Annotated in this window: 23 protein-coding genes; 14 read left to right on the plus strand and 9 right to left on the minus strand. The window is 60.7% G+C overall.

Annotation, left to right across the window (positions count from 1 at the left end; all coding sequences use genetic code 11):
* Positions 1-131: 131 nt before the first annotated feature.
* The gene (xylF, locus tag GN234_RS01795) at positions 132-1,133 is read right to left on the minus strand and encodes a D-xylose ABC transporter substrate-binding protein (RefSeq protein ID WP_109753000.1); all 1,002 of its coding nucleotides are present in this window, start codon (positions 1,131-1,133) and stop codon (positions 132-134) included.
* A gap of 148 nt (positions 1,134-1,281) precedes the next feature.
* Positions 1,282-2,598 (minus strand): xylose isomerase, encoded by a 1,317-nt coding sequence (xylA, locus tag GN234_RS01800; protein WP_176687728.1) that lies wholly within the window; start codon positions 2,596-2,598, stop codon positions 1,282-1,284.
* Between the two features lie 154 nt (positions 2,599-2,752).
* On the opposite strand from xylA, the gene GN234_RS01805 reads away from it, so the two are divergent.
* The 3 genes from GN234_RS01805 to GN234_RS01815 all read left to right on the plus strand — a co-directional run bounded on the left by GN234_RS01805 (position 2,753) and on the right by GN234_RS01815 (position 5,810).
* Positions 2,753-3,940 (plus strand): XylR family transcriptional regulator, encoded by a 1,188-nt coding sequence (locus tag GN234_RS01805; protein ID WP_109752998.1) that lies wholly within the window; start codon positions 2,753-2,755, stop codon positions 3,938-3,940.
* Positions 3,941-4,184: 244 nt separating this feature from the next.
* A complete protein-coding gene (locus GN234_RS01810) occupies positions 4,185-5,312 on the plus strand; it encodes a saccharopine dehydrogenase family protein (protein WP_109752997.1) in 1,128 nt (375 codons plus the stop codon).
* A gap of 3 nt (positions 5,313-5,315) precedes the next feature.
* A complete protein-coding gene (locus tag GN234_RS01815) occupies positions 5,316-5,810 on the plus strand; it encodes a DUF2269 family protein (protein WP_109752996.1) in 495 nt (164 codons plus the stop codon).
* Here GN234_RS01815 and GN234_RS01820 read toward each other — a convergent pair.
* Complete coding sequence (locus GN234_RS01820; RefSeq protein ID WP_109752995.1) at positions 5,807-6,292, minus strand: thiol-disulfide oxidoreductase DCC family protein; 486 nt, start codon at positions 6,290-6,292, stop codon at positions 5,807-5,809. The genes GN234_RS01815 and GN234_RS01820 overlap by 4 nt on opposite strands.
* Before the next feature lie 112 nt (positions 6,293-6,404).
* Here GN234_RS01820 and GN234_RS01825 point away from each other — a divergent pair, with 112 nt between their 5' ends.
* Positions 6,405-7,283, plus strand: coding sequence for a hypothetical protein (locus GN234_RS01825; RefSeq protein ID WP_116832570.1), 879 nt, complete (start codon positions 6,405-6,407; stop codon positions 7,281-7,283).
* Here GN234_RS01825 and GN234_RS01830 read toward each other — a convergent pair.
* Positions 7,280-7,516, minus strand: coding sequence for a hypothetical protein (locus GN234_RS01830; protein WP_116834230.1), 237 nt, complete (start codon positions 7,514-7,516; stop codon positions 7,280-7,282). The two genes, GN234_RS01825 and GN234_RS01830, sit on opposite strands and share 4 nt — an antisense overlap.
* A gap of 150 nt (positions 7,517-7,666) precedes the next feature.
* Between GN234_RS01830 and GN234_RS01835 the strand changes: the two genes are divergently transcribed.
* A complete protein-coding gene (locus GN234_RS01835) occupies positions 7,667-8,008 on the plus strand; it encodes a YajG family lipoprotein (RefSeq protein WP_109753375.1) in 342 nt (113 codons plus the stop codon).
* 105 nt (positions 8,009-8,113) lie between these two features.
* Here the strand turns inward: GN234_RS01835 and GN234_RS01840 are convergent, their stop codons facing one another.
* Positions 8,114-9,016, minus strand: coding sequence for a LysR family transcriptional regulator (locus tag GN234_RS01840; protein WP_163858404.1), 903 nt, complete (start codon positions 9,014-9,016; stop codon positions 8,114-8,116).
* Positions 9,017-9,108: 92 nt separating this feature from the next.
* On the opposite strand from GN234_RS01840, the gene GN234_RS01845 reads away from it, so the two are divergent.
* The 4 genes from GN234_RS01845 to GN234_RS01860 all read left to right on the plus strand — a co-directional run bounded on the left by GN234_RS01845 (position 9,109) and on the right by GN234_RS01860 (position 12,788).
* A complete protein-coding gene (locus GN234_RS01845; protein WP_109752992.1) occupies positions 9,109-10,116 on the plus strand; it encodes an aldo/keto reductase in 1,008 nt (335 codons plus the stop codon).
* A 108-nt stretch (positions 10,117-10,224) separates the two neighbouring features.
* A complete protein-coding gene (locus GN234_RS01850) occupies positions 10,225-11,019 on the plus strand; it encodes a DeoR/GlpR family DNA-binding transcription regulator (RefSeq protein ID WP_109752991.1) in 795 nt (264 codons plus the stop codon).
* 131 nt (positions 11,020-11,150) lie between these two features.
* A complete protein-coding gene (locus GN234_RS01855) occupies positions 11,151-12,077 on the plus strand; it encodes a Gfo/Idh/MocA family protein (protein WP_109752990.1) in 927 nt (308 codons plus the stop codon).
* A 15-nt stretch (positions 12,078-12,092) separates the two neighbouring features.
* Positions 12,093-12,788, plus strand: a complete 696-nt coding sequence (locus tag GN234_RS01860; protein ID WP_176687729.1) for a tRNA (adenine(22)-N(1))-methyltransferase — start codon at positions 12,093-12,095, stop codon at positions 12,786-12,788.
* Between the two features lie 176 nt (positions 12,789-12,964).
* On the opposite strand, the gene GN234_RS01865 is transcribed toward GN234_RS01860, so the two are convergent.
* The 4 genes from GN234_RS01865 to GN234_RS01880 form a co-directional block, all read right to left on the minus strand.
* Entirely contained in the window at positions 12,965-13,342 is a 378-nt protein-coding gene (locus GN234_RS01865; protein WP_176687730.1) for a hypothetical protein, read from the minus strand.
* Positions 13,343-13,399: 57 nt separating this feature from the next.
* The gene (locus GN234_RS01870) at positions 13,400-14,125 is read right to left on the minus strand and encodes a CPBP family intramembrane glutamic endopeptidase (RefSeq protein WP_233459520.1); all 726 of its coding nucleotides are present in this window, start codon (positions 14,123-14,125) and stop codon (positions 13,400-13,402) included.
* Positions 14,126-14,215: 90 nt separating this feature from the next.
* A complete protein-coding gene (locus tag GN234_RS01875; RefSeq protein ID WP_176687731.1) occupies positions 14,216-14,986 on the minus strand; it encodes a class I SAM-dependent methyltransferase in 771 nt (256 codons plus the stop codon).
* Between the two features lie 332 nt (positions 14,987-15,318).
* Positions 15,319-16,563, minus strand: a complete 1,245-nt coding sequence (locus GN234_RS01880; RefSeq protein WP_176687732.1) for an acyl-CoA dehydrogenase family protein — start codon at positions 16,561-16,563, stop codon at positions 15,319-15,321.
* A 377-nt stretch (positions 16,564-16,940) separates the two neighbouring features.
* On the opposite strand from GN234_RS01880, the gene msuE reads away from it, so the two are divergent.
* From msuE to GN234_RS01905, 5 genes are all read left to right on the plus strand, one after another.
* The gene (gene msuE / locus GN234_RS01885; protein WP_109752984.1) at positions 16,941-17,504 is read left to right on the plus strand and encodes an FMN reductase; all 564 of its coding nucleotides are present in this window, start codon (positions 16,941-16,943) and stop codon (positions 17,502-17,504) included.
* A 39-nt stretch (positions 17,505-17,543) separates the two neighbouring features.
* Positions 17,544-18,641 (plus strand): dimethylsulfone monooxygenase SfnG, encoded by a 1,098-nt coding sequence (gene sfnG, locus GN234_RS01890; RefSeq protein ID WP_109752983.1) that lies wholly within the window; start codon positions 17,544-17,546, stop codon positions 18,639-18,641.
* Between the two features lie 14 nt (positions 18,642-18,655).
* Entirely contained in the window at positions 18,656-19,816 is a 1,161-nt protein-coding gene (locus GN234_RS01895; RefSeq protein ID WP_176687733.1) for an AMP-binding protein, read from the plus strand.
* 13 nt (positions 19,817-19,829) lie between these two features.
* Positions 19,830-20,612: an ABC transporter ATP-binding protein gene (locus tag GN234_RS01900; protein ID WP_109752981.1), complete on the plus strand. Its 783-nt coding sequence runs from the start codon at positions 19,830-19,832 to the stop codon at positions 20,610-20,612.
* A 67-nt stretch (positions 20,613-20,679) separates the two neighbouring features.
* Positions 20,680-21,561, plus strand: a complete 882-nt coding sequence (locus GN234_RS01905; protein ID WP_109752980.1) for a branched-chain amino acid ABC transporter permease — start codon at positions 20,680-20,682, stop codon at positions 21,559-21,561.
* The last annotated feature ends 4 nt before the right edge of the window (positions 21,562-21,565 follow it).

Raw genomic sequence — 21,565 nt, forward strand, 5'->3', positions numbered from 1 at the left:
ACAGGGCATGTGGGAGCGAGCCTGCTCGCGATGGCGATGGGTCAGCAGGCATCAATAGTGGATGTGCTGCCGTCATCGCGAGCAGGCTCGCTCCCACAGGATCTTTGCTTAACCAAAGATCCGGGCTTTGGTCACTGCCCGGCGATCTGCGCCTTGGTGTAGAACCCATCCTTTTCCAGCAGGTCGATGTTGTCCTTGGTCAACGGTGTCGGGGTGAGCAGGATGGTATCGACCTTTTTGCTACCGTTGTCGTATTGCGAACTGAAGCTGGGTTTCTCGTTACGCGCCAGTTGCACCGAGAGCTTGGCGGCTTCGGAGGCAATCAGTTTCAGTGGCTTGTAGACGGTCATGGTCTGGGTGCCATCGATCACGCGCTTGACTGCGGCGAGGTCGGCATCCTGGCCGGAGATCGGTACCTTGCCGGCCATTTTCTGCGCGGCCAGGGCCTGGATCGCGCCGCCAGCGGTGGCGTCGTTGGAGGCGACGATGCCATCGATCTTGTTGTTGTTCCGGGTCAGGGCGTTTTCCACGATGCTCAATGCTTCGGTGGGGTTCCATTCCTTGACCCACTGTTGGCCGACAATCTTGATGTCACCCTTGTCGATGGCCGGTTGCAGCACTTTCATCTGGCCTTCGCGCAGGACCTTGGCGTTGTTGTCCGTAGGGGCGCCGCCGAGCAGGAAGTAGTTACCCTTGGGCGCCGCTTTCAACACGCCGCTGGCCTGCATCTCGCCGACTTTTTCGTTATCGAAGGAGATGTAGGCGTCGATGTCGGCGTTGAGAATCAGGCGGTCATAGGACACCACCTTGATCCCGGCCTTCTTGGCTTCGGCGACGGCGTTGGTCAGCACGGTGGCGTTGAACGGCACGATGACGATCACATCGACGCCACGGGAGATCAGGTTTTCGATCTGCGAGATCTGTTTCTGCTCGTTGGCATCGGCGGACTGGACGAAGACCTTGGCGTCGAGTTTTTCCGCCGCCGCGACGAAGTAGTCACGGTCCCGCGACCAGCGTTCCAGGCGCAGGTCATCGATGGAAAAACCGATCTTCGGGTGGGCCGCATCGGCCATGACCGGGAGAGACAGGAGGGCGAGGGCGCCGGCGAGTAACGTGCGTTTGAAGGTTTTCATGGTGGTGCGTCCTTTTATTGTTGTTTGAAAGACACTGCCTGACGATGAGCGTGATACCGGGGTAGAACTGTAGAGCGTTGCAGGGCGCCGTGGGCACAGATTTGTCGCGAGAATGTAACAGCCCCTGTGCCCCGAACATCGCCCGTTGTCAGGGGTAGATAAACCGATTGACCACGTTTTCGAGCATCTCCTGGCGACCGCTGACGGCCTGGGGATTGAGCTCGTGGGTGAAGGCATGCTCGGCCAGTGATTCAAGACTGAAATCACCGGCCAGTACCGCCTTGCCAAACGGTTGCTGCCAACCGGCGTAGCGCTGATCCCTGAACTGTTGCAACCGGTCGTTCTGCACCATGGCCGCCGCGCGCTCCAGAGCCAGGGCAAGAACGTCCATGGCGGCGATGTGGCCGTGGAACAGGTCGAGTTCGTCCAGGCTCTGGCGCCGGACCTTGGAGTCGAAGTTGAAACCACCATTGCTGAACCCCCCGGCCTTGAGGATTTCGTAGGTGGCCAGGGTCATTTCCTCGACGCTGTTGGGGAACTGGTCAGTGTCCCAGCCGTTCTGCGGATCGCCACGGTTGGCGTCGATGCTGCCGAAAATTCCCAGCGAGACGGCGGTAGCGATCTCGTGATGGAAGCTGTGCCCGGCCAGGGTGGCATGGTTGGCTTCGATGTTGACCTTGATCTCGTTTTCCAGGCCGAACTGTTGCAGGAAACCGAACACCGTGGCGCTGTCGTAGTCGTACTGGTGCTTGGTCGGCTCCTGGGGCTTGGGCTCGATCAGCAGGTCGCCCTTGAAGCCGATCTTGTGTTTGTGCTCGACCACCATGCGCATGAAGCGGCCCAACTGTTCGCGCTCGCGTTTCAAGTCGGTATTGAGCAGGGTTTCGTAGCCTTCACGACCGCCCCACAACACGTAGTTGGAGCCTTTGAGGCGCTGGGTGGCGTTCATGGCGCTGAACACCTGCGCGGCGGCGCAGGCGAACACTTCCGGGTCTGGGTTACTGGCGGCGCCGGCGGCAAAGCGTGGGTTGCTGAAACAGTTGGCGGTGCCCCACAACAGCTTGATCCCGGTCTCTTCCTGATGGCGCTCCAGGTGGTCGATCATCTGGGCGAAGTTGTTACGGTAGTCCTTCAGCGAACTACCTTCCGGGGCGACATCGGTGTCGTGGAAGCAGTAGTAGTCGATGCCCAGTTTGGAGAAGAACTCGAAGGCCGCTTCGGCTTTGCCAATGGCCAGTTCCATCGGGTCTCCGGCGTGCTGCCATGGGCGCTTGAAGGTGCCGGCACCGAACACATCCGACCCCGGCCAGACGAAGGTATGCCAGTAGCAGACCGCCATGCGCAGGTGCTCGCGCATGGGTTTACCGAGCACCAGTTTGTTGGCGTCGTAGTGGCGGAAGGCAAGTGGCGAATCGCTGGCGGAGCCTTCGTAGCGAATCTTGTCGACACCGGGGAAGTACGGCATGTGCAATTTCCTTTTTATTCTTGGCGGTGTCCCGATACTAACGCCGGCCCTATGGCTGCTGATTATGAAAATCACCAACGGGCCGTTCGATTTTGAGTATTGAGATTCGCTGGCTGCACGCCTAGTCTGTGCTCATCGGCCCAGGGTTAAACCAATGAAAACCGTCCCGCCCGTTCACCGCATTGCGCTCCTGTTCAACGGCAGCAAGATCTACGACCGCGGCATCATCAGTGGCATCGGCAACTACCTGAGCAGCACGCGCGCGTCCTGGGACTTGTTCCTCGAAGAAGATTTTCTCTGCCGCTTGAAAGGCATCGAGCGCTGGCAAGGTGACGGGATCATTGCCGACTTCGACGACCCGCTGATTGGCGAGGCGCTGGCCGGGATCAAGCTGCCGGTGGTGGCGGTGGGTGGTTCGTATCAGGATGAACGCGCTTATCCGAAGGGCATTCCCTATGTCGCCACCGACAACGAAGCGTTGATGAAGTTGGCCTACGAGCACCTGGTCGAGGCCGGGTTGACCCGTTTTGCCTGTTTCAGCCTGCCTGAAGCACAAGCCAATCGCTGGGCCCAGGAACGGGAAAAGGCCTTTCGCCGGCTGATGCAGCGCGATGGCCTGCACGCCGAGGTCTATCGCGGCATGGGCACCAGCGCACCGCTCTGGGACAGCGCCGTCGAACAGCAGATCGCCTGGCTGCAAAGCCTGCCCAAACCCATCGGCATCATCGCCGTCAGCGACGCGCGCGCCCGGCAGCTGCTGCAAGCCTGCCTGACCGCCGGGATCGCCGTGCCCGAGCAAGTGGCGTTGATCGGCATCGACAACGACCCGCTGACCCGCAGCCTGACGCGGGTGCCGCTGAGTTCGGTGATCCAAGGCACCGAAACCATGGGCCGCACCGCCGCGCGCCTGCTCCATCAAATGCTGCACGGCATGCCGTCCACGGGCACACAGATTCTGATACCGCCTGATGCGATCAATGTGCAGGTTTCGAGCCTGCACCAGCCGTTGGGCAACCCTTATGTGATGCAGGCAATGCTCTTCATCCGCCAATACGCCTGCCAGGGCATCAAGACTGCCCAGGTGGCGGCCTATGTGGGCGTGTCGCGTTCATCGCTGGAATCGCACTTTCGCAAGGAGCGCGGCTGTAGCGTCCACGACGAAATCCTGCGCTTCAAACTGGCCGCTGCCGCCAACGGACTGGAAAACACCAACTCGCCGATTGCCGACATTGCCCAGAATTGTGGCTTCAAATCGGCGCAGTACCTGCATACGGTGTTTCGCCGTGAGTTCGGCTGCACGCCTCGGGAATATCAGCAGGGAGCCAATACGGCCACTCACTGACCCACGGCCGAACCGCTCTTGTGGCGAGGGGATTTATCCCCGCTGGGGCGCGAAGCGGCCCTGAAACCTGGCAGCCTGGTGTGTCAGGTTGATTGAGTGGATAACATTGGAGCTGCTGCGCAGCCCAACGGGGATAAATCCCCTCGCCACAAAGGCACGGTGAGCCACCGCCACAAGGGGTACACCATCGAGTCTTCCTTGTGGCAAGGTTGCTGGCTTCATCGAATATTTAGGGAAGGATTGAATGACGCTCAGGGTGATGGTGGTCGGCGGGTATGGAAACTTTGGCAGTATCGTTTCCAGGCACCTGGTGGTGATGCCAGGCGTAAAGTTGGTGATTTCAGGGCGCGACACCCAAAAACTGCAGCGCAAAGTCGATGAGTTGAAGGCTCAATCGGGCACTGTGTGTGAAAGTTGGTGCGGCGACGCCATGGGAGCGGGTTTCAAATCTGTCCTGGGCTTGATGAACATCCAATTGGTCATCCATACCGGTGGCCCATTTCAAGGGCAAGCCTATGCCGTTGCCGAGAGCTGTATCGACGCGGGTGTGAACTACTGTGACCTGTCCGATTCCAGAGCCTTCGTCACCGGCATTAGCGCACTCGACGCCCGGGCAAAACAGGCAGGCGTCGCGGTCCTTAGTGGTTGCAGCTCAGTGCCGACGCTCTCGGCCGCCCTCATCGATCAGCAGCGGCATCGCTTTAAGCGTATCGACTCGATTGAGCATGGTATTTCCTCTTCGGCCAAGATGCCGGGGTTGTCCACCGTCGAAGGCGTTCTCGCCTACGCAGGCAGGCCGATCAAGCAACTGCGGGATGGCCGGGTACATGAGGTCCTGGGGTGGCAGGATCTGACGCTTCGCAGAATGCGCTATATGGGGACCCGGGTACTGGCCAATGTCGACGTGCCGGACATGGATATCTTCGCCAGCCGCTATGGTGCCCGGACCCTGAGCTTCAAGGCCGGCTCAGGCCTGAAACTCGGCGGCATTGCCAACTATCTGCTGGCCCAGGCAATGAGGATGGGGGTGGTGCGTGACCATGCCCCTTGGGCCACCAGGCTTCATCGGTGGGGGCTCTGGTTCGAACGATTTGGCGATGGCAAAAGCGCAATGTACATCGACGTCCAGGGCATCGGTGTCGATGACGAACCGCTGTCGATGAACGTGCAGCTCACCGCCATGAATGACAAGGGGCCAGAGATTCCCAGCTGCGCAGCCGTTGCCTTGGCGGCAAAAATCAGCCAAGGGTATCTGCCCGAACCCGGTGCTCGGGCCTGCGTGGGTGAAATTACCGTCGACGAATACATGGCTGCTATCAACGACCCCGAAAACTTGAGCCTGTCCGTACACTTCTCTGACGAGCAGGGCTGACAGATGCTCTATCTTTGCCTGAAGTACCTCCACATCATTGCTGCCATTTTCCTTTTCGGCTTCGGCATGGGGTCCTACCTCTACCTGATCGCTGCCAGCCGCACCGCCAACCCTCAGGTCATTGCCCACGTGGCCAGGACAGTCGTCCAGTTCGACACTTGGATTACCACGCCTGCGGGCTTTATCCAGATAGCGACGGGCTACCTGCTGCTGAAGCTGGCCGGACTTCCCCCGACCACGGAATGGATAATGACATCGCTGATCATTTTCCTTTGCGTAGGGGCGCTGTGGCTTCCTGTGCTGGTGCTCCAGAAGCGCTTATACGTGATGGCTTCGAGCGCAGTTGGAGACGGGCGCGCGCTCGATGATCGATACTCATCCGTGTATCAAAAGTGGTTCTGGATGGGCGTCTTTGGCTTTTTGGGGATGTTTGTCATCGTGCTGATCATGGTGACGAAGATGACGCCACGTCAGTGGATCGAGCTTCTGACGGGCTAAGTACCGATCCGTTCCACCGGATTGATCCCAAGCGTGGGTGCCTTCAAGAAACGGCCTTCATGATCCGGGCTCGGCAAAAGGCAAACGTCGTACTTGCCAAACAGCCGATATCGATTCAGGGCAATGCGATCATAGGCCCAATCCCGAAGCCTGCGGGGGACGTAACGCAGCAGTTTCACCGAGCGCCAGGCCCAGGGCAGTAGGGCAACGATTTCAAAAATCGCCTCCGAACGCACCCAGTAATGCCGATCTCGAACCACAGCCATGGTGTCGAACTGCTGCAAGGGCAGGCCCGCCCAGGCCAGCAGCGCTTGCCCTTCGGGTGATTGTACGGAGGCCAACCGCACGCGTCGGGCGTGGTCATGGCGGATCAGGAACTTTGCCCAGCCATTGCACAGTTTACAAACGCCGTCGAACAGGACCACTGTCTCGCCTGGCTCGAGCAAGGGCGCGGGTGAGGGGCGAGTTTGGGAGATGGGCATGAATGTGTGTCTACATGGCGCCTGGTTACCCGGATAATACGCGTGTTCCAGCGTCAAAGGGCGCCCCGAAGGGTTGCTCGACCATGATGATTTCAAGGGCATGATCCGATCCATGAGCGATGACACTTACACCCTGTACATGCGCTTCCAGACCCCCGATCCTGGCATCGGCCCCCGGGAGCAGGCGCCGATGCTTGCCCAGGAACAGGCCTGGGCGCGTGAGCGTGCGACCATGCATCGCTTCAGCTGGATCGAGGTGCTGGTGCCGCCGTTGTGCCTGGGTCCGGTATTGCCGGGCATCGTGTTTTTGCTGGGGCTGCTGGTCTATCAAGGATTATCCGCCTCAGGCGTCGACCTCGACCGGATCGCCGGGGCCTCCCTTGGTTGGCTCGTGCTTGCCACCTTGCTGTTCATGGCTGCGTGGATCCTGCACAACTTCCTGCGCGATAAGCGCGACCCGACCAAGCGTTATTGGCAATCGATGCCTGATCAAGGGGTGGTCGAGCTCGAACACCATACCCTGGTCTCCGGCATCAGCCTGTGGTCCAACGACTATGATCCGGACTGCAACACCCTCATGCAGTGGTCCAACGACAAGTTGAAATGCGTGCAAGACAGCGGTGTGTCGCAGTGGATCCTGGCCAAGACGGCGGCAGGACACTGGCTGGTGCTCAAGGAGCAGTATCCGGGCGACTTCAGCTACGGGCGGGTAGGGCAAATGCCGGCACCGGACAAGCTGCTGCAACCCCAGCAGCAACTGGCGATTGCTTTCGCCCCCGGCACGAACCTGCAGCTGGGCCGGCGTTTCGACGGTGCGCCGATGCCATTGGTGGATACGCCGTACTGGATGTCTGCCGATGAGCTCAAGCGCTTGGAAGAGGCCGCCCATCACTGGAATTTTCTACCGCCGAACCGCTATGGGGTGGTCAATGACCAGGATGCGGCGTGGGTGCAACGTTTGGTGAGCAGGGCGCATCCAGCCGGGCGCTAAAGCCACGTATCCACCACCCGCCGATCCAGTTCTTCCCAGTCCGCCATGCCCAATACCCGAGTGGTGTTCAACCCGCGCAAATAACCGCGCAGTTGATTGGCCGTGTCCCGCTTGAGCTCCGGGTCGGGTTCGGTGCTGCTCAACAACACGCTTTCGTACTGGATCAGGTAATCAGCCACCCGCTCACGGAAGTCGGGCAATACCGCGTCGCGAATCAGATCAAATGTTCTCATGGCCATACCTCATCAATTGTTCTCGGCTTGCAACTATTGCTAGGAGTAATAGTGACCATTACCAAATGCAAGTTCTGCTTTGCCGGCAATCATTGGAAAATCAGCGCCATCGAACACGCAGCTCACTATTTTTATTTTCAGGACCCGACCATGCGCCGTTTATTTTTGCTTCCCCTGGCGTTTTCCCCGTTGTTGCTGGCCGGTTGTGCCTCGGCGCCGAACGACCCGACCCTGACCTTGCAGACCAGCAAGACGCCGGCCCAATACGCTGAATGCGTCGTACCGAAATTGCAGGGCAGCGCCTTGAACCCGATGGTCTCGCAAACCCAGCGCAGCTATCGCATCGTGGTGCCGAGCAAAGTCGCGGCGGACAACGTGCTGGAAGCCTACAAGGCCGGCAGCGGCGGCAAGGTATTCATCTACGAGCGGCATTTGCTGGCCTCCAACCTCCTGCCCTCGAGTTTTGAACGCGCTGCACAGGAATGCATCTGACCGGCCCGTAAACGTTTTTTACCGTGCTCCTTTGGTTGGCCGCAACCAACCAATTCCCTTGCCCCGCACCGCATTCGGTCGCGGGGCTTTTTTTGTCTGCTGGTTTCAGGTTCGCCAATCATCCGCCCGAATGAATTCGATGAGCGCTTTGAGGGCCGGTGGCACATGGCGGCGGCTGGGGTAATAAAGAAAAAACCGGCTTGGTGGGGCTTTCCACTGCGCAAGCAGTTCCGTGAGCTGCCCATTGCGGATGTCATCGCGCACCAGTTCCTCGTAAACATAGGCAATCCCGGCGCCATCTTTTGCTGCCTGGATCATCAGCCCATCGTCTTCAAGAATGAGCGGACCGGTGACGGACAAGCGGATCGGTTGCCCATCCGCCTGATACTCCCAGGCATAGAGTTTGCCGCTGGGAAAACGCCGGGCGATACAGGCATGGTCGAGCAAGTCCCGTGGAGCCTGGACGATGCCCTGTGTGCCCAGGTAAGCCTGTGAAGCGACGGTCACGAACGATTGAGGAGGGCCGACAGGGACCGCGATCATGTCGCCGGCCAGGCTTTCGCCAAAGCGCACGCCCGCGTCAAACCCCTCGTCCACGATGTCGGTCAAGCCATCATCGGTGACCAGGTCCAGTTGAATACGGGGATACCTGGCCACGAATGGCGCGAGCACCTTCGCAAATACCGCTCGCGCCGCCGGACGCGCCACGTTGAGGCGAAGCTTGCCGGCGGGCACTTCCTGCATCGAGGTCAACTGCGCCAGTGCATCGGCAACCTGTTGCAGGGTAGGGCCCAGCGTTGCCAGCAGTTGGTGACCGGCCTCGGTCGGAGTCACGCTACGCGTGGTGCGGTTGAGCAGCCTGACACCCAGGCGTGCTTCCAGTGCCCGCAGCGCATGACTCAACGCTGAGGCCGAAACGCCACGCTCGTCGGCGGCCTTGCGAAAACTGCGATGGCGAGCGACGGCCGCAAAGGCGTCCAGTTCGGAAAGATCAGGGTGCTTATTCATGAATCCTGTTCATTAGTTCAAGCGGGATTGCCCATCTTATCGTCGTAAGATCGCTCGCCGATACTGTCCACATCATCTGTGGAGAACTCGCTATGCAAAAGAATCGCCTTGGATCATCGGATTTACGGATTTCGCCCATTGGCCTGGGAACCTGGGCGATTGCTGGTACCGGTTGGGAATACAGCTGGGGCGCGCAGGACGACGAGGACAGCCTGGGCGCCCTTGAATATGCCGTCGAGCGCGGTGTGAACTGGATCGACACGGCGGCGGTTTATGGCTTGGGCCATGCCGAGCAATTGGTCGGGCAACTGTTGCGTCGGGTGCCGGTTTCGCGGCGTCCGTTGGTATTCACCAAGGGTAGCCTGGTCTGGGACCCGGTCACCAAGGCGATCTCGCACTCGCTGGCGCCCCAGTCGCTGCTCGCCGAGGTCGATGCGAGCTTGCGCCGGCTTCAAGTCGAAACCATCGATCTTTATCAGATCCACTGGCCGGCCTTTCCTGCCGATGGCAGCAGTGAAGGGATCGAGAGCGCGCTTTCAGCGTTGGCCACCGCCCGTGAACAGGGGAAAATTCGTGCTATCGGCGTCTCCAATTTCGACGTTGCGCAACTCGAGCGTGCGCGGGCGGTGACCGAGATCGTGTCACTCCAACCGCCTTATTCCGCCTTGATGCGGGACATCGAGGACGCCGTCCTGCCCTTTTGCGAGCAGGCCGCAATGGGTGTCCTGGCCTATTCCACCCTTCAATCGGGGCTGCTTTCCGGCAGCATGACGCGCGAGCGCATCGCCCAATTGCCCGACGACGATTGGCGCAAGGCCCGAAGCGCGGACTTCCAGGAGCCTCGCTTGAGCGCGAACCTGGCGCTGGTCGAGGTCTTGGCCGGTATTGGTGAACGGCACGGGGTGAGCGCGGCGGCAGTCGCTATTGCTTGGGTGTTGCGCAAACCAGTGGTCACCGGTGCCATCGTCGGTGCCCGCCGCCCCGCGCAGGTCGATGGGTTGGTTGCCGGTTCACAGTTGCGCCTCAGCGCCGAGGAAATTGACGAGATTCAACCTTTCCTGCCCTCGGGTATGGGCACGAATGTCCCAGGGGTCGCTTGACCTTCATCGTGCAACCGCTTGGTTGAGCGGGTTTGACGCCTCGCTGCATAACCGGCACTATTTGCTCGTTTGTGATCATTAGTGCTCGTTTATGCAGGTTGTGATGTCATGACTTCTCCTCACGAAACGTTCCCCGGCGAACGCCAGCAATTGATCAGCCAGCGTCTTGCCCGGTATGGCCGGGTGATCGCGGCCGACCTTGCCAGCGAATTCAATGTATCCGAGCACTCGATACGGCGTGACCTGGGCGCATTGGCGGCGGCGGGGGTGTGCAAGCGCGTTTATGGCGGCGCAATACTCTTGCCCGCTGTCGAAGGTCCGTTGGACGTACGCGTGCGCAAAGACCCGGCGCGCAAGGGCAGTCTCGGCCAGGCGGCCGCTGCGCTGCTGCGCGCGGGCCAACACGTCTTCATTGACGTCGGCTCAACCAACCTGGCGGTGGCCTGCGCCATCGATCCGCAACTTCCGTTGACCCTCACCACCAATTCGCCGCTGATTGCGGTTCAGTTGATGAAGCTGCCCCGCGCCGAGGTCATCCTGCTGGGTGGCCGCTTGAGTCCAAACGCGGGTGGTGTGATCGGGCTGACGGCTGTCCAGCAATTGCGCCAATTCAGTTTCGACGTGTGTGTCCTCGGCGCCTGCGCCATCGATCCGGACAATGGCGTTACTGCGTTCGGCCTGGATGACGCCGAGTTCAAGCGCGCGGTGGTCGCGGCAAGTGGGCAAGTGATCGCGGCGGTGACCAATGAAAAGCTGTCCAGCGTAGCCCATTACCAGGTGGCCTCCTGCGAAGAAGTCGCCACCCTGGTGGTGGAGCACGACGCGCCGCGTGAACGACTGGAGCCCTTCTTCGGCCGGGTGACCAACGTCGTGACGGCGGCCCGTGAACAGCGACGGACCTGACGTCTTTGCCGCACCGCTGTGGCCAAATTGCGCAGGACAATCGCATGGATACTGCCCGATCCCCATTGTCCGCCGGACGATTTGCGTCTAGTTTGCTGCCCGATCACAAGTACAAAAATCAGGAGTCATCGATGCAACCGATTCGTCTCGGTCTGGTGGGCTACGGCAAGATTGCCCAGGATCAACACGTTCCAGCCATCCACGCCAACCCCGCGTTCCAACTGGTAGCGGTCGCCACGCAAGGGCAGCCTTGCCCCGGAGTGGAGAATTTCCGGTCCCTGGGCGAGTTGCTCGAGAACGCTCCGCAGGTCGACGCGATTGCGTTCTGCACGCCGCCACAAGGTCGCTTCGCCCTGGTGCAACAGGCACTGGCGGCGGGCAAGCATGTCCTGGTGGAAAAGCCGCCGTGCGCCACCCTGGGGGAAGCCATGGCGTTGGTGGAGCAGGTCCGCGAGCAAGGCGTCAGCGGCCTGTTCGCCTGGCATTCGCGCTACGCGCCGGGCATCGAAGCCGCCTGTGACTGGCTGGCGAGTCGCACCTTGCACAGCGTGCAGATCGACTGGAAGGAAGACGTGCGCAAGTGGCACCCCGGCCAGGCGTGGATCTGGCAACCCGGTGGCTTGGGCGTCTTCGATCCAGGCATCAATGCCTTGTCGATCGTGACTCATCTGTTGGCGCTGCCGCTGTTCGTGGAATCCGCCGAGTTGCGTGTGCCGGACAACTGTCAGTCGCCGATTGCCGCCAGCATCAAGATGGCCGACGCGCGCCACCTCGATATCCGTGCGGAATTCGATTTCGACCATGGTCATGACGAACTCTGGAGCATCGAGATTCGCTGCGCCGAAGGCGTCCTGCGCCTGGACAACGGTGGTGCACTGTTGAGCATCGACGGCGTACGCCAGGCCGTATCCGAAGAAGGTGAATACGCTGCGGTGTATCGACATTTCCAGCAACTGATTGCCGATAAAACCAGTGACATGGACCTGCAGCCGTTGCGGTTGGTCGCGGACAGCTTCTTTGTCGGCAGTCGGACGGCGGTCGAGCCGTTCTACGATTAAACCAAGGAACCGCAGTTGAACGAACAGACATTGTCCATGCGCCTGGAGCGTGTCGCGGCGCATATGCCGGCAGGTGCGCGCCTGGCCGACATTGGCTCGGATCACGCCTACTTGCCGGTGGCCTTGCTGCGCCGTGGCGTCATCACGGCGGCGGTGGCCGGCGAGGTGGCGTTGACACCGTTTCGCGCCGCCGAACGCACCGTGGGCGAGAGTGACCTGGAGCGGCAGATCAGCGTACGCCTTGCCAATGGCCTGGCGGCGATCGAGCCGGAAGATGGGATCACCGCGATCAGCCTCTGTGGCATGGGCGGCGAGACGATCCGCGACATCCTGGACAGCGGCAAAGCGCGGTTGAACGGGCAGGAGCGGCTGATCCTGCAACCCAACGGCGGTGAGCAGCCATTGCGGCAATGGCTGATGGACAACGACTACCGCATCCTCTGCGAGGAAGTGCTGCGGGAAAACCGTTTCTACTACGAGATCATCGTCGCCGAGCGCGCCGGACCGGTGACGTACACCGCCGAACAGCTGTACTTCGGCCCGCTGCAGATGCAAGCCCGCACCCCAACCTTCCTGGCCAAGTGGCAGCGCCTGCTGCACCAGAAGCAAAAGACCCTCACCAGCTTCGCCAAGGCGCGGCAAGCCGTGCCGGAAGAGAAGCTGCAGGACGTTGCGCGGCAGGTCCGGTGGATCACCGAGCTGTTGGCTTGAGTTGATTGAGGTGGATGTGCCGACGTCATCGCGAGCAGGCTCGCTCCCACAAGAGGTTCTGTGGTGAGCCGGAATGCTGTGAACACCCGCAATTCCCTGTGGGAGCGAGCCTGCTCGCGATGGGGGCATCAGTGACTTCACGGATCTGAGAAATATCGCGTTCTTCGGCTGCCCGTCTATCGACCCACTACCGGGTAGTGCTTGATGCGACACGGATATGAGTGGCCGTCGCCTTTACAGATGCCATCCAGATAGCGGTAGTCGACCTGTACCGACTGTCCTTTCGCGGGCCATTGTCGGCGGGGGAGCGTGGCTTGGTAGTCCGGGGTTTCCGGGGTGAAGGTGAGCGACGAGCCTTGCACTGGACACTCCACCGAGGAGGACTTCGGCGTGACTTTCACAATCTGCGCCTGGAGCTGCGGATAGGGTTGTTTCAGCACCTCGACGATACGCAGCTCCATGTGACAGATCTGCCAAGTCGAGGCCTGGACGGGTTCGCACAGGAAGGGGAGCGTCAAGGCAAGCAGTCCGAGGCCTGCTATGTGAGTGTTCATTATTGCCCTTGTTTGAAGTGCTGAGGTTCGTGAATCATAGCCTCGCCTTTGGCTGACTCAACCGTAAAGCCCCATCTGGGCGAAAGATTTGTCAGTGGTCAGCGCGACAATTTCGGCCAGCGAATGCAGGAGCACCGGCACCAGCAGGCCACCGCTGACCACTCTGGCGACGGCGAACACGCCTCCACAGGCGAAAATCAGCGCGACAGTTATCCAATTCCCGTATTGGATGTGCATGCCGGCGAAGACGGCTGAGGTGACGATGATCGCGATCCATGTCCAGGCACGGCTGTTCTCGTAGGGAAACAGTCGCAACATGTAATGACGGAAAAACAGCTCTTCGGCGATGGGCGGCAGCACGATCAGCGAGGCAACCTTGACCATGGCCTGCCAATTGTTGAGTCCGTCCAGAAGCTCGGCCATGAACACTTCTCGCGGCAGCCCCAGCACGAGGATGGCAACCCCGAAAAGCAGGTAGGACCCAATGATGCCAAGCGCACCCCACTTGAGCGGTTTGCCTATGCAGTGACCACGCCATTGAGCACGCGCATCGGAGCGGTACTGCCAGGCGAAGAGGGCGAGGAGAACGAGCGCGGTTATACCGGAGGTGGCGGTGAACGTCAGGTAGGCCTGCATGTCTGCGGGTACGAAAAGGACCTCGGGCACTGCTGCCAGGAAGACTATCAGGGTCGCAAGCACAAACATCCCGAGCCGGGGAAAGAAGCGGTAGGGCGATAAAGTGGCAGCGGGAGCAAACTCAGGGGCAGCACAAAGATTCGTCACAGTCACTCCATGAGTGCAAGGAAAAAAGCATGATGCCAGTATTTTGAGGGCGTCAGGTACGAGTTCCCGCTGAGTTGATGGCGGCGTGATTCAATCCAGGCGGCGACATGAATAAGCGTGGGTCTGATAAGGGAACTCAATGTGCTTGCGCCCGCGTAGCGCCGGATGGTTTTGAATCAAGGCCAGTAGTTGATCCGCTACCTGTTTTTTCCCTGCGTCAGGCAGCGCTGCGATGAAGCTCACCGACAGAAAGCGATCCAGGATGACCGCCTCGGGGCTGCCTGCGTGGGTGTAACTAAAACAGGTCAGTTCGGGCTCCGAGAAGTAACGTCCGTTGAAGGGGCGTCGCCAGTTTCCAGTATGAAAGCGTGGGGTATCGCCTTCGAAGGGGGTGATGATTTTAGTGATGTCGGCCACCCAGTCCACTGACTCATCACGCACGTTCCAGATCAGGCCGAGTCGGCCGCCCGGTTTGAGTACTCGGTGAATCTCCTGGAGCGCGGTTTCATTCGCGAACCAGTGGAAAGCCTGGGCGCATACGAGCGCCTGCGCCGCCCCTGCCTCAAGGGGAATGGATTCGGCCGTTCCTTCCAGAATCCTGGCGTTCGGTAAATGTTTGGCAAACTCGATTCGCATCGCCTCGACCGGTTCGATGGCGATGGTATTGATCGTCATTGAGTCCAGCAGGCGAGTGAACTTACCGGTACCGGCTCCTAGCTCAATGACTGTCGATCCTGGGCTGATTTGCAGTGTACTGCTGAGCCATGCCTGTATTTCGCTTGGGTAGTCTGGGCGACCTTGGGTATAGGTGCCGGCTTCTGCTGAGTATCCTATCTGAGCGGCCTTATGGATAACTGTCATCTTCAGCGACCCTTCGGGTGGATGGGGTAGATGGATTATGCGGTGTGTTCAGGTCGTCAGCTAGTTGATCCTTTTTTGGGCTTGGTCTCACGCGCTTGCGTTGGGGCAGATGGCTTGACTCACCCACATGGGTTACAAATCAGTTCACGCACATAGGTAACAGTTTTTAACTGGCAGGCTCGCTCTCACATGGATTTACGGGCGTTCACAGTCTCTGGACGCAACACAAAACCTGTGGGAGCGAGTTGCTCGCGAAGACGTCAGCACAGCCGATATCATCAGCCAACTGACCCTCCGTTACCGCAGCAATGGATATACACCAACCTACCTACTCAAAGCTGCTTCGACCCCCCGCCAATCTGCCAGACATACGGCGGCTCCGTCCCATTGATTTCCCAATCACCAATAATGCGCTCCTTGTAGATCAACGGATTGTGCGAAGCCGCGGTGCGGGCGTTGCGCCAGTGGCGGTCGAGGGCCTTGCTGGTGCTGGTGGCCGAGGCGCCAAGGGCATTGAACAGGTCGCTGGTGGCGCGTAGTACCAGGTCGGAGATGACCACCTGGGCCTGGGCCGACTCCAGTTCGGCGGCGATGTTGGCGGTGTGTTCGGTCTCGGCGTTCTGACTGAAGCGGCTTTCATAGGCGCGCTGGGAGGCGCTCGCGGCTCGCAGGGCGGTGGCTTCGGCGGCATAGACCTGGGCCGAAGCCTTGCCGATCACTTGCTGCACCTGCACGTCCTGGCTCACTGCGCTGGCATTGCCGGTGCTGAAAATCCGTGTGCGTTTGCGCACTTGCTCGGTGATGTCGTGGACCGCGGCGCGGCCGGCGCCGGTCAGCACGGCGAGCAAGACCAGTTGATAGAACGCAGTCTGGTATTTGAAACGGGTAGAGAAGTCGATGAGGTTTTCCGCCTCGACCAGTGCATTCTCGAACAACGACGTCCCGCTGCCGGTGGTGCGTTGACCAAAGCCGTCCCAGTCATCGCTTTGCTTGACGCCTGGCTGGTGCACGCGCACGGCGGCAATCACGTCGGCACCATTGTCGTCGCGCTGGGCATACACGTCGATCCAGTCGGCGAAGATACTGCCGGTGCTGTAGTACTTGGTGCCGTTGACGACCCATTGATCGCCTTGCCGGGAAACCCGGGTAACCACTTCACCGATCTTCACGGCGCCGACTTCAGTCCAGGCATTGCCCACCAGTTCCCCCTCGACGAAGCGCTTGAACCATAGGTCCTGTGGACTGCTGGCGTGGGCATTGAGGCGGTCCTCGACAAATGCGAAGTGCCCGCGCAGGGCCTGGGGCAGGTTGGAATCGGCTTCGGCCAGCTCGATCAGCAGTTGCAACAGCTGTGGCAACGAGGCCCCGGCGCCGCCATATTCGACTGGTACGCGGATGGCACCAAAGCCTGCTTCCTTCAGCCATTTCACCTGTTCGAAGGGCAGGCTGCGTGTCTGCTCACGCTCCAAGGCGCCGGCCTGGATGCGCGCAAAGATCGGCCGAAAGCGTTCGGCCAGGGGCTCATAGTCGGTGCCGGTGGAAAGAATCGGTGGCAGGTGTTGTTGCTGTGCGGTCATGGCGATGTTCCTTCTTACTGACGAGTAGGCGGGCAGGGGAGAAACCTGCCGTTGCCAGTGGCCATTGCACAGTCCATGCCCGAGGCCAAACGCCCGTGAATACGGGGCTTGAACTGGGTTCATCAACGAAAGAGCTGCCCTTGCTGCGGACAATCTGTTGCGCAACTGTGTGCCGGGCAACAGTTGTTGCCACGAACCTCGACGCAGCGGATGTTCGCCAGCCAACAGTGGATCAACAGCTTGTCCGTCGAGCGACAGCGAAGTGATTGGGCTGTTCTTCTAATTAATTGATTATTAAGGAAATATCTAGATGGCACGGTTGCTGCTCTATCCCTTGTGCAGACGCTGAGGTGGCGTCTCCAGGCATGGGGTAAGCGATGAGCAAGCAATTCAAAGTGGTGGCGGTGTCAGGCAGCGTGCAGCACCCGTCACGCACACTGGTCCTGCTCCAGGCGTTGGTGGAGCGGCTCGGGCAGCAACTGCCGATCGAGCTGCGCTTGATCGAGCTGGCCAAGGTCGGTCCACAGTTCGCCGGGGTGTTGCGTCGCGAGGCGTTGCCGGCTGCCGTGCAGGATGATTTGCAGGCCATTGAATCGGCCGATTTGCTGATTGCCGCCAGCCCTGTCTATCGGGCCTCGTACACCGGCCTGTTCAAGCATCTGTTCGATTTCGTTCATCACGAAGCCCTCAAGAACGTGCCGGTGCTGTTGGCCGCGACGGGGGGCTCGGATCGCCATGCCTTGATCATCGATCACCAGTTGCGGCCGCTGTTTGGCTTTTTCCAGGCCCTCAGCCTGCCGGTGGGGGTCTATGCCAGCGAAACCGATTTCACTCACTACCGGATCTCCAGCCCACAGGTGCTGGAGCGTATCGAGCGCGCCGTCGAGTCGGCGTTGCTAAGCCTGGTCCCGAGCGCCCGACGCGACGCCAGCGCCGCTTGACCAATTTCTTCTTTCAAAACGAGCCGTGGAGTACATGCAATGAGCCAGGACACGATCAAATTTGCCTACTGGGTGCCCAACGTCAGCGGCGGGCTGGTGGTCAGCAAAATCGAGCAGCGCACCGACTGGGGCATCGACTACAACCGCAAGCTGGCCCAGATCGCTGAAGCGGCCGGTTTCGACTACGCCTTGTCCCAGGTACGCTTTACCGCCGGTTACGGCGCCGAATACCAGCATGAGTCCGTGGCGTTCAGTCATGCCTTGCTGGCCGCCACCACGCGGCTGAAAGTCATTGCGGCGGTGTTGCCGGGACCATGGACGCCGTCGGTGTTGGCCAAGCAGATCGCAACCATCGATCAGCTGACCGGCGGCCGGGTCGCGGTCAACATCGTTTCGGGCTGGTTCAAGGGCGAGTTCACGGCCATTGGCGAGCCGTGGCTGGAGCACGATGAGCGCTATCGCCGTTCCGAAGAGTTCATCACCGCGCTCAAGGGTATCTGGACCACCGACAACTTTACCTTTCGCGGTGACTTCTACCGCTTCCATGACTACACCCTCAAGCCAAAGCCGTTGCAGCAGCACCCGGAAATCTTCCAGGGCGGTAGCTCACGTGCCGCCCGGGACATGGCAGCCCGTGTCTCCGACTGGTATTTCACCAATGGCAATACCGTTGAAGGGATCAAGGCCCAGGTCGACGACATCCAGGCCAAGGCCGCGGCCAATAACCACAAGGTCAAGGTCGGAGTGAACGCGTTCGTCATCGCCCGCGACACCGAAGAGGAGGCGCGTGCGGTCCTTGCCCAGATCATCGACCAGGCCGACCCCGAAGCGGTCAATGCCTTCGGCGATGCGGCGAAACAAGCCGGCAAGTCCAGCCCGGAAGGTGAAGGCAACTGGGCCAAGTCCAGCTTCGAGGACCTGGTGCAGTACAACGACGGCTTCAAGACCAACCTGATCGGCACGCCGCAGCAGATCGCCGAACGCATCGTCGCGCTCAAGGCCGTGGGGGTTGATCTGGTGCTCGCAGGTTTCCTGCATTTTCAGGAAGAAGTCGAGTATTTCGGCCGCAAGGTCCTGCCGCTGGTGCGTGAGCTGGAGCAGCGCAAAGCGGCAGCCAAAACGGCGGCAGTCGCTTAGGCGCGGGAGGCAGCATGGGCACCTTCACCGACACCGCCGTTGCGCTACCAGCCAGCTTGCCCCAGTGGCTGCAACAACAGGCGCAGCGGCATGGCGCGGATGTCGCGCTGCGCCACAAGCACCTGGGTGTCTGGCAGGAGTGGACCTGGGGGCTCGTGGCCGACGAGGTGCGCCGTTTGGCGAGCGCCCTGCAAGCCCGCGGTTTTTCCACGGGGGCGAGCCTGACGATCATCAGCCGACCCAGGCCGCAGGCATTGCTTGCGGCATTGGCTGCGCAGTGGCTGGGTGGCGTGGCGAGCCTGTTCGACCCGTTGGAGGCACGGGCCGAACAGGTGCAACTGCTCGGCACATTGCAGCCGGATTTCGTTCTGGTCGAGGGCTTGGAAGAAATGCTGCGTCTGCGTGCGGCGCAGGTGAACCCGAGCGTGCTGGTTTACCTCGACAAGCGTGGCTTGTCGGATTCGATGCCATTGGCGCAAGCGCTGGATTACGCCGCGTTGGTTGCCGAGCGGCCCACCGACGAACTGGCACCGCAAGGGCAAGTGCTGCAAACAGCGTTTGTCTTTTATCGCGGGGCGGGGCAGGCAATTGAAGAGCAGCGCGTCAGCCACGCCGAGCTGCTGCAGGAGGGCCAGCGGTTGGTGACGCGTGAAGGCCTGGGACGGCAAGAAGAGGCATTGGCCGCACGGGCGTTCGCCTCGGGCGGACAAGCCCGCTATTTGCTGGCGCCGTGGTTGATCGCCGGTTTTCGCCTGAACTTTCCGGAGAATCTGGCGACCCGTGATCGCGACCGCCGCGAGCTGGGCCCGACATTGGTAGCCGGGACGCGTGAAACCTACGAGCGCTTGTACCGTTATGCGTTGGAGCGTTTGCCGGAGTCGGGCAGTTGGTCGCGCCGGCTGGTGGATTGGGCGTTGGCGGCCCAGCCGGGGCTCCTGCAAAGGCAACTGGGTAACTGGCTGGTTCGTCGGCCCTTGCGTGATGTGCTGGGTTTTTCCCGGACCCATGCACCGCTGCTGGTGGGGGATGCCTTGCCGCCCGAGACCCAGGCGTTTTTCCAGGCGTTGGGTATCCGGGTTCGCCAGTGGGGCGATACAGCCCACTGGGAAGCGCCGACGAACCTTGTGAAGCAAATCAACCCTGACTGGACCGGGCTCCAGTCGCAACCGGCCTGAGAGGAAACACCCCATGACGCAGACGGCCGCCACGCATTTGCTGGAGCTGGAACATATTTCACTGTCATTCAAAGGCGTCAAGGCGGTCACGGACATCAGCTTTCGCGTTGCCACTGGTGAGATCTGCGCCTTGATCGGCCCCAACGGTGCCGGCAAGAGTTCGCTGCTCAATGTCATCAGCGGTGTGTACCACGCCCAGGACGGACGCATCCGTTTCGATCGACAGGAGCGGCGCCGGATGCGCCCCCACGATGTGGCGGTACGCGGCATCGCCCGGACATTCCAGAACATTGCGCTGTTCAAAGGCATGAGCGTGCTCGACAACGTGCTCACCGGACGCAACCTCAAGCGTCGCAGCAGCTGGGTCGAGCAAGCGCTGCGCATCGGTCGCGCCCGGGCCGAGGATGATATCCAGCGCGAAGCGGCTGAACGCGTCATCGCGTTCCTGCACTTGCAGCCCTGGCGCGATGCGGTGGTGGGTACGTTGCCCTATGGCTTGCAGAAACGGGTCGAGTTGGGCCGGGCGCTGGCGGCGGAGCCTCGGCTGTTGTTGCTGGACGAGCCCATGGCTGGGATGAACGCCGACGAGAAACAGCAGATGAGTCGCTTCATCGTCGATATCAATCGAGAACTGGGCACCACCGTGGTGTTGATCGAACACGACATCGGGGTGGTCATGGACATCAGCGATCACGTGGTGGTGCTCGATTACGGTCGCAAGATCGGCGACGGCTCGCCCGAAGACGTACGGCAGAACCCCGAGGTCATTTCGGCCTACCTGGGCACTCGCCACTGACACCTGACATTCGACGCCTTCCCGCCAGGGAGGGCAGGCAAGTTGCGCCCGCAGAACAGGAACAGCTATGGAATTTTTCTTTGAAGTATTGATTGGCGGGTTGTTGGCGGGGGTGATGTATGCCCTGGTGGCCATCGGTTTTGTACTGATCTACAAGGCCTCCGGTGTGTTCAATTTCGCCCAGGGCGCGATGGTGCTGTTCTCGGCGCTGACTTTCGTCAGCCTGTTGGAACGCGGTGTGCCGTTCTGGCTGGCGTTCGTCATCAGCCTGGCGGCCATGGTGCTGATCGCCGTGGCGGTGGAACGCGTGGTGCTGCGCCCGTTGGTCAACCGCTCGCCGATCACGCTGTTCATGGCCACCCTCGGGCTGTCCTACGTCATCGAAGGCTTCGCCCAGGCACTGTGGGGCACCCAGGTGCACGGGCTGGAACTGGGCATCAGCGACGAACCGCTGGAACTGGGCGGGATGTTGTTGTCGCAGTTCGACATTTTTGCCGCGCTGACGGCGGCGTTCCTGGTGTTGCTGTTGTCCTGGCTGTTCAACAAGACTCGGCTCGGGCTGTCGTTGCGGGCGGTGGCCGATGATCCATTGGCAGCGCTGGCCGTGGGCATTCGCTTGCAACGGGTCTGGGTGGTGGTCTGGGCGGTGGCGGGGTTTGTCGGGCTGGTCGCCGGCCTGCTCTGGGGCGCTCGCCTGGGCGTGCAGTTCTCGCTCTCGCTGGTGGTGCTCAAGGCCTTGCCAGTGTTGATCATCGGCGGCTTCACCTCCATCAGCGGCGCGATTGTCGGCGGCTTGATCATTGGTGCGTCGGAGAAGCTGGCGGAGGTTTACCTCGGGCCCTTCATCGGCAGTGGCATCGAGAACTGGTTTCCCTACGTGCTGGCGCTGCTGTTTCTGCTGGTGCGTCCGGCGGGGTTGTTTGGCGAACGGGCGATCGAACGGGTTTAGGGGA

It is taken from the genome of Pseudomonas bijieensis, assembly GCF_013347965.1.
GTDB classification, from domain to species: domain Bacteria; phylum Pseudomonadota; class Gammaproteobacteria; order Pseudomonadales; family Pseudomonadaceae; genus Aquipseudomonas; species Aquipseudomonas bijieensis.

Bases quoted from the DNA above. Each gene is read 5' to 3' on its own strand.
- xylF (WP_109753000.1), bottom strand. From the start codon at position 1,133: ATGAAAACCTTCAAACGCACGTTACTCGCCGGCGCCCTCGCCCTCCTG.
- xylA (WP_176687728.1), bottom strand. From the start codon at position 2,598: ATGCCGTACTTCCCCGGTGTCGACAAGATTCGCTACGAAGGCTCCGCC.
- GN234_RS01805 (WP_109752998.1), top strand. From the start codon at position 2,753: ATGAAAACCGTCCCGCCCGTTCACCGCATTGCGCTCCTGTTCAACGGC.
- GN234_RS01810 (WP_109752997.1), top strand. From the start codon at position 4,185: ATGACGCTCAGGGTGATGGTGGTCGGCGGGTATGGAAACTTTGGCAGT.
- GN234_RS01815 (WP_109752996.1), top strand. From the start codon at position 5,316: ATGCTCTATCTTTGCCTGAAGTACCTCCACATCATTGCTGCCATTTTC.
- GN234_RS01820 (WP_109752995.1), bottom strand. From the start codon at position 6,292: ATGCCCATCTCCCAAACTCGCCCCTCACCCGCGCCCTTGCTCGAGCCA.
- GN234_RS01825 (WP_116832570.1), top strand. From the start codon at position 6,405: ATGAGCGATGACACTTACACCCTGTACATGCGCTTCCAGACCCCCGAT.
- GN234_RS01830 (WP_116834230.1), bottom strand. From the start codon at position 7,516: ATGAGAACATTTGATCTGATTCGCGACGCGGTATTGCCCGACTTCCGT.
- GN234_RS01835 (WP_109753375.1), top strand. From the start codon at position 7,667: ATGCGCCGTTTATTTTTGCTTCCCCTGGCGTTTTCCCCGTTGTTGCTG.
- GN234_RS01840 (WP_163858404.1), bottom strand. From the start codon at position 9,016: ATGAATAAGCACCCTGATCTTTCCGAACTGGACGCCTTTGCGGCCGTC.
- GN234_RS01845 (WP_109752992.1), top strand. From the start codon at position 9,109: ATGCAAAAGAATCGCCTTGGATCATCGGATTTACGGATTTCGCCCATT.
- GN234_RS01850 (WP_109752991.1), top strand. From the start codon at position 10,225: ATGACTTCTCCTCACGAAACGTTCCCCGGCGAACGCCAGCAATTGATC.
- GN234_RS01855 (WP_109752990.1), top strand. From the start codon at position 11,151: ATGCAACCGATTCGTCTCGGTCTGGTGGGCTACGGCAAGATTGCCCAG.
- GN234_RS01865 (WP_176687730.1), bottom strand. From the start codon at position 13,342: ATGAACACTCACATAGCAGGCCTCGGACTGCTTGCCTTGACGCTCCCC.
- GN234_RS01875 (WP_176687731.1), bottom strand. From the start codon at position 14,986: ATGACAGTTATCCATAAGGCCGCTCAGATAGGATACTCAGCAGAAGCC.
- GN234_RS01880 (WP_176687732.1), bottom strand. From the start codon at position 16,563: ATGACCGCACAGCAACAACACCTGCCACCGATTCTTTCCACCGGCACC.
- msuE (WP_109752984.1), top strand. From the start codon at position 16,941: ATGAGCAAGCAATTCAAAGTGGTGGCGGTGTCAGGCAGCGTGCAGCAC.
- sfnG (WP_109752983.1), top strand. From the start codon at position 17,544: ATGAGCCAGGACACGATCAAATTTGCCTACTGGGTGCCCAACGTCAGC.
- GN234_RS01895 (WP_176687733.1), top strand. From the start codon at position 18,656: ATGGGCACCTTCACCGACACCGCCGTTGCGCTACCAGCCAGCTTGCCC.
- GN234_RS01900 (WP_109752981.1), top strand. From the start codon at position 19,830: ATGACGCAGACGGCCGCCACGCATTTGCTGGAGCTGGAACATATTTCA.
- GN234_RS01905 (WP_109752980.1), top strand. From the start codon at position 20,680: ATGGAATTTTTCTTTGAAGTATTGATTGGCGGGTTGTTGGCGGGGGTG.